Here is a 6,073-nt window from a genome sequence, read left to right on the forward strand (position 1 = left end):
GCCAGTAACTCGCTCGCATTGACCAGTGCGTCCTCTGAGCTCAGGTCCGGTCTTACCTTGAAAATAGGCGTGGAAACGGCGTTATCAGGTGCAAGTGCTTTCATGCGTGAGGCTCCAACAGGGTAGCCCTCAGATAATGTCAGGTTGCGACGCCCGGCCACAGCACCTGCTGCGACGGCGAATCCTAGCCAAGTTACTTCCTATGCCTCAACCTCCTCGGTTCGTGGGAAATGTCTGAGGCCCGAGAGGGCGGCGCCGAGCCTTTCAATATTAAAAATCAGGGAGCAAGCCGGCTGGCTGCCCTGTACAGTCGGTCTTTCCCCGGGGGCATCAAAAATGAAAATCTGGCTAACCCTTCTAGCTGCAACGATGCTCACCGCCTGCGCCGACAGCGGCCCGATAAAAGTCGGGCCTGACACCTACACCATCTCAACCCGCGTGCCTTTGGGTGGGCCGGCGTCAGCGAAAGGTCAGGCATTGAAAGAGGCGAACGTCTTTTGTGAATCTCAAGGGCGCGAGATTCTGCTGGACCACATGCAGTCGAGTGAATGTGCGTTGCACGGCGGTTGCGGCGAGGCGGAGATATTTTTCTTCTGCCTGGCCAAAGGCGACCCTCAGTTGAAACGTCAAAAGTACAGCCCTGATCCCACACAGAAGATTGAAATCGATCAGCGCTGAGTCGCACTCAACAACCGTCATTCGATGAGCCGTTTTTCCCTCAAAGGAGCAGCGTCCCCATGCCCAATACCCCCGCGATGTTCACCCGCCAATTCTTCCACGGCACCCGCGCCCAGCTGGAGCCCGGCGATATGATCTCTGTGGGCTACCCGTCCAATTTTACCGAGGGCAAGCCGCTGTCCTGGGTTTACTTCACGGGCACGCTGGACGCAGCCATCTGGGGCGCGGAGCTGGCACTTGGCAGTGAGCGCGAGCGGATTTATGTGGTGGAACCCACGGGGGCAGTCATCGATGATCCGAACGTGACGGACAAGAAATTCCCCGGCAACCCCACGCTTTCCTACCGTTCCGCCGAGCCGTTGCGGGTGGTTGCCGAGGTGACGAAGTGGCAAGGGCACGCGCCTGAACGGTTGCAGCAGATGAAGGACAACCTCGCCCGGATGAAGGCTGCGGGCACGGATGTGATCATCGACTGATGTGAAACGGCAGGGGCTGCCCGTGGTGTGATCGACGCTGTGTTTATCAGCTACCAAACGGCCCGCTTTTGACCTGCTCGCCTTTTTTTGCGCAGGAAGGCGGGTTGGACATGCCGAAGGTCAGGAGATTGCCGCCATTGATAATGCAGTTGAATTGCTTGTTGTCGTTGGTTTTCAGCAGCACGTAGGTGTTAGTGCCCTGGGTTTGTCGATTGACGATCGTCAGGTCGGTTGGGGCATAGCCCAGCGCGCCGGCGCTTTGGGACTTCACATCATCATCACTCAGCATATTGGTCTTGCCCGCGAGCGCGTTGCAGCCGCTCAAAAGAACCAAGGTGGTGATCAGTACAGAAACGTTGCGCAGTGACATAGCCCAGATCCTTTTTCCTGTCGACATTAGGTAATTACGGCGTGCTCGTTACTGTTGCGGCAGGTTGCAGGGCGTCATGACTCCACTGCGCGCCACGGCTGAGGTAGTTCGAACACGCAATAATTATAAAATCTTGAAAAAGGGCCTGAAGAAAATATCTTGCCTGTGCGTATCAATTACTGGTCTGTGCGTCTCATCTGGGGCCTCAGTTGGCGCCAGCCTCAGACCTGATGATGCGTTGGTTTTTCACCTCGCCTGCATACACCGCAAGCTTCGACTGCTGGGCTGCCAGCAATGCGACTATTTTCATCATGGCCACCGCGCCCTCAGGGGGTTGGGCGCTGGCGGCCAGGGCCGTGAGTTCAACCACTGACCAGCCAACCACCGCCACCGCGTCGTCCAGGTCATAAAACAGTTCCTGCTGGGCGGTTCTGGGCCCGTCGAGGCCAGGTATCAATTTTTCCATCTGTTTCCCACCCGTCACGTCAAAAGGTATCGGTCATTGTTTCTACTGGGCAGGCGAGCGGTCCAACGCTGCAAACAGGGCCACGCACGCGCCTCTCTTTTGTCTCCAGTCACCTCGAGAAATGACCCGGTATTAAACGAAGGCTCATGGTAGTTCAATTGCGGTTTAGAGCGTCCACCCCAATCCCAGCGCTTTGTGCAGCGAAGCAAAATCCTTCAGCAACTCGGCATCCCCGGATATCCGGCTTTCCTGCGCTTGGTACCGCGTGCGCTCCGCGTCCAGCCAGTCCAGGGTACTTGCCGTGCCCGCGCGATAGCGTTGGCGGGTCAGGTCCGCCGCGCGGACGGCGGAAGATTCCACATTGCGCAACAGCGCCACATTCTGCCGTTGATGCCCGTAGCGCGCCAACGCCACATCCGCGTCGCGCAATGCGCTTAATACCGTGTGCTTGTACTGCGCCAGTGCTTCATCGCGCCCGGCTTCAGCGCCGTTGACACTGGCGGCCACGCGCCCGAAATCCAGGGCGTTCCAGGTGATGCGCGGCAGTATCAACCAGGTGCCGTTGTCTTTGCGTGCCAAATGCCCGGGGTCGCCTGCGGAGAATGACAGGTCGCCCATCAGGCTGAGTTTGGGAAACCAGTCGGCGGTTTTCTCGCCAATTTGCGCATTGGCCGACGCCAGTTTGCGCTCGGCCATGCGGATGTCGGGGCGGGCTTTGAGGATGGCGGCAGGGTCGGTCAGCGGCACTTGGCTGGGGATGGCGGGCAGCGCGCGGGCTGTTGCGAGTTGCTCATCGAGTTCGCCGGGTTCCAGGCCGCAGAGCAAATCGAGCTGGTCCAGAGACTCGACAATCGCGGCTTGCAGCGGCAAGCGCTGGGCCTGGGTATTTTCGGCTTGAGTCAGCACTTGTTCGAGTTGCAGTTGTGAGGCCACGCCGCGACTGCGCCGTTGCTGGGTGAGGTCGAGGGCCTGGTGCTCGATGTCGACGCTGGCCTCGACGAGTGCCAGCCGCGCCTGCTGGTCACGCAGGTCGGTGTAGGCCTGGACAATCTCGGCCGCCAACTGCACCTGGGCATCGGCCAGTTGTGCTTGTGAAGACTCGGCTTCAGCCTGCGCCGCTTCGACTGCACGCCGAGTGCCGCCGAACACGTCGGCCTCCCAGCTGGCATCAAAGCCCGCCAGGTACAGGCTCAACGGGCCTCGGCCGCCACCGCTGCTGCCGCCCAATGCGGACGTATCCGGCGAGCGCAGTTTGACCATCGCCGCGTCCCCGGTGACCTTGGGCATCGCATCGGCGCGGGCGCCGCTGAGGCTGGCGCGGGACTGCTTCAAGCGCGCCTGGGCGGTGGCGATATCAGGGCTGTTTTGCAGGGCCTGTTCGACCAACGCAGTGAGCTGCGCATCGCCCAGGTTTCGCCACCATTGGGCGACGGCGGGTGTGGCCTGCGCGGTGGTGTCCGCATGCGGCAGGCGCCCGGCGGAGAGGGTCTTGGGGGCCACGTCGGGTGCGCCGTGGTAGTCCGGGCCGACGGTGCAGGCAGACAGCAGGCCGACGGTCAGCAGCAGGGGAAAGGAGCGAGCAATCATGGTTGTACCGTGCGCTTTTTCAGTAAGAGGATCAGGGGCATGCACGCCAGCAGCGCCAGTCCCAGTAGATAAAACGAGTCGTTGTAGGCCATGACGGCGGCTTGCTGAGCGATGTCACTGGCGAGATGGGAAAACGCCTGCAATTGCGCCGTGGAGGCATCGCCGGTTTGTGCGAGGTAACTGGCGGTATTGCTCGCCATCTGGTCCTGGGCCAATTGGCTGTTGGCTGGAATGCCTTCGCGCAGCATGGCGTCATGGAAGTGGCTGCGCCGGTCCATCAGCACGCCGAGCAAGGCCAGCCCGATGGTGCCGCCCAGGTTTCGCGACATGTTGTAGAGCCCCGAGGCATCCCCGGCGTGCTGTGTGTCGACCGAGCGCATCGACAGTTGGCTAAGGGGCATCATCACCAAAATCTGCGCAAAGCCGCGTAACAGCTGAGACCAGATGAAGTCGTGCCCGACGCTGTCAGCGGTCAGTTGGGTGTCGACAAAGCAACTGGCCCAATACAGCAGCAAGCCGCCGCCGACCATCCAGCGCAGGTCGTAGCGGCCAAGTAATCGCGGCAATATCGGCATCAGCAAAAATGCCGGAATGCCCGACAGCAGCATGATCGAACCCGCTTGTTGCGCGTTGTAGCCAGACAAGATGCCGAGAAATTGCGGCACCAGATACGCCGTACCGTAGATCCCCGCGCCGGCGGCAGTACCAATCAGCAATACGCTGCCAAAGCTTTTGTTGAGCACCAGTTCCAGGCGCAAAATAGGTGTGCTTGAGCGCAGTTGCCCGAGGGCAATGAGGAAAAAGCCGCTGACGGTGGCGATGCTCAGCCAGATGATCATGGGCGAGTCAAACCAATGCTCACGTTGGCCCTCTTCAAGCACCACGGTGAGCGAACTCAGGCCCATCGCCAGGCCGAGAATGCCCATCCAGTCGGCAGTGATAAAGCGCTGCAGGTTCATGCGCTCGGTTGGCAAGCCGGTGATCAGCAAGGTGATCAGGGCGATGCTGATGGGCAGGTTGAGGAAGAAGCACCAGCGCCAGCTGATGTTTTCTGTCAGCCAGCCGCCGATCACCGGGCCCAGCAGCGGCCCCAGGATCACGGTCATGCCGAAGATGGTCGTGCCTATGGCCAGTTGGTGCGGGGGCAGGCGGGTGCGCACAATCGTTTGTGCCGTCGGGATCATCGCACCGCCGGCAAACCCCTGGCCGATGCGCCCGGCGATCATTGCGCCAAGGCTGGCGGACAGGCCACAGAACATCGAAAAAGCGGTGAACATCAAGGCGGTGCCGATCAGGAACCGACGCAAGCCGAATACCCGAGTCAGCCAGGCGGCGAGGGGGATCATGACGATTTCCGACATCAGGTAGCCGGTAGCAATCCAGGTGCCTTCGGTGCCGGTGGCGCCGATCTGGCCCTGAATCTGAGGCAGTGCAGAGTTGGTGATCGACACGTCCAGCGTTGCCAGCAACGCCCCCAAGGCGCCGGCGATGACGGCGATCCAGTCGGTCAGCGAGGCGTTGCGCGGTTTCTCGGCCACCACCTCGGCCATCAGTGCCTCAGCCATGATGGGCATCCGCGCCGCCGGTGCGGGTGTCGACTTCAACGGTCGCCGACAGGCCCGGCATCAAGGCTGCACGCACGTCGTCCGGCACGTCCAGGGAGATACGCACCGGCACGCGCTGCACGATTTTGGTGAAGTTGCCGGTGGCATTCGACGGCGGCAACAGCGCGAACTGCGCGCCAGTGCCAGGCGACAGGCTGTCGATATGGCCCTGCAGGTCGCGGCCGGGCAGGGCGTCCACGTGCACGGTCACGTGCTGGCCGGCGCGCATTTCGCCGATCTGGGTTTCCTTGTAATTGGCGGTGAGGTAGATCGCGCTGATCGGCACCACGGTGAGCAAGCGCGTGCCGGGTTGCACGTACTGGCCGACACGCACACCGCGATCCGCCACGCGGCCGTCCAGTGGGCTGCGGATGACCGCGTCATCCACATCCAGTTGGCTCTGCGCCTCGCTGGCCTTGGCCACGCCGAGTTGCGCCTGGGCTTGCTTGAGTTGCGCCTGCAGGGTGCCATAACGGGTTTGGCTGGAGGTCAGGGCCGCCTGTTTCGCGGCCACGGTGCTGCGGGCTTGTGCCAGTTGATTATTGAGCTGTGCCAGGCGTTCTTCCGGCTCGGCGCCGGAGCGTGCCAGGGGCGCGTAGCGGGCGACTTCGGTTTGGGCGTGGCGGGCGTCAGCGTCGGCGCCTTGCAGTTGCGCGCGGGCCTCGGCGATGGTCGAGTCCTGTTGCACCAGGTCAGCCTGCGCCTTGGCAAGGTCGGCATTGCGTGCGGCGATGGTTGCCGACGCTTCATCACTGACCGCCTGGTATTTGCGCGCATCCAGGCGCACCAGCACATCGCCGCGCTTGACGTTCTGGTTATCGCTGACCAGCACCTCGGCAACGTAGCCGTTGATCTTCGGCGCCACGCTGATGCTGTCGGCCTGCAAATACGC

At 61.7% G+C, this 6,073-nt stretch carries 7 protein-coding genes; 2 read left to right on the forward strand and 5 right to left on the reverse strand.

Annotated elements, in window-relative coordinates:
• Window positions 1-336 precede the first annotated feature (336 nt).
• Window positions 337-678 carry a hypothetical protein gene (locus WBB95_RS22970; protein WP_424489651.1) on the forward strand — a complete coding sequence of 114 codons (342 nt, stop codon included), beginning with the start codon at window positions 337-339 and terminating at the stop codon, window positions 676-678.
• A gap of 59 nt (window positions 679-737) precedes the next feature.
• Window positions 738-1,154 carry an NAD(+)--rifampin ADP-ribosyltransferase gene (arr, locus tag WBB95_RS22975; protein WP_424489652.1) on the forward strand — a complete coding sequence of 139 codons (417 nt, stop codon included), beginning with the start codon at window positions 738-740 and terminating at the stop codon, window positions 1,152-1,154.
• Window positions 1,155-1,200: 46 nt separating this feature from the next.
• Here the strand turns inward: arr and WBB95_RS22980 are convergent, their stop codons facing one another.
• From WBB95_RS22980 to WBB95_RS23000, 5 genes are all read right to left on the reverse strand, one after another.
• Complete coding sequence (locus tag WBB95_RS22980) at window positions 1,201-1,524, reverse strand: hypothetical protein (RefSeq protein WP_424489653.1); 324 nt, start codon at window positions 1,522-1,524, stop codon at window positions 1,201-1,203.
• Between the two features lie 205 nt (window positions 1,525-1,729).
• Window positions 1,730-1,990 (reverse strand): hypothetical protein, encoded by a 261-nt coding sequence (locus WBB95_RS22985; RefSeq protein ID WP_424489654.1) that lies wholly within the window; start codon window positions 1,988-1,990, stop codon window positions 1,730-1,732.
• Between the two features lie 165 nt (window positions 1,991-2,155).
• Window positions 2,156-3,577 carry an efflux transporter outer membrane subunit gene (locus WBB95_RS22990; RefSeq protein WP_424489655.1) on the reverse strand — a complete coding sequence of 474 codons (1,422 nt, stop codon included), beginning with the start codon at window positions 3,575-3,577 and terminating at the stop codon, window positions 2,156-2,158.
• Window positions 3,574-5,142 (reverse strand): DHA2 family efflux MFS transporter permease subunit, encoded by a 1,569-nt coding sequence (locus tag WBB95_RS22995; RefSeq protein ID WP_424489656.1) that lies wholly within the window; start codon window positions 5,140-5,142, stop codon window positions 3,574-3,576. The genes WBB95_RS22990 and WBB95_RS22995 overlap by 4 nt, the downstream gene beginning before the upstream one ends.
• The coding region (locus WBB95_RS23000) for an HlyD family secretion protein (RefSeq protein WP_424489657.1) at window positions 5,135-6,073 on the reverse strand (939 nt) is incomplete at its 5' end. The genes WBB95_RS23000 and WBB95_RS22995, both read right to left, overlap by 8 nt.

The sequence above is a fragment of the Pseudomonas sp. genome, assembly GCF_049645325.1.
Taxonomy (GTDB): Bacteria; Pseudomonadota; Gammaproteobacteria; order Pseudomonadales; family Pseudomonadaceae; genus Aquipseudomonas.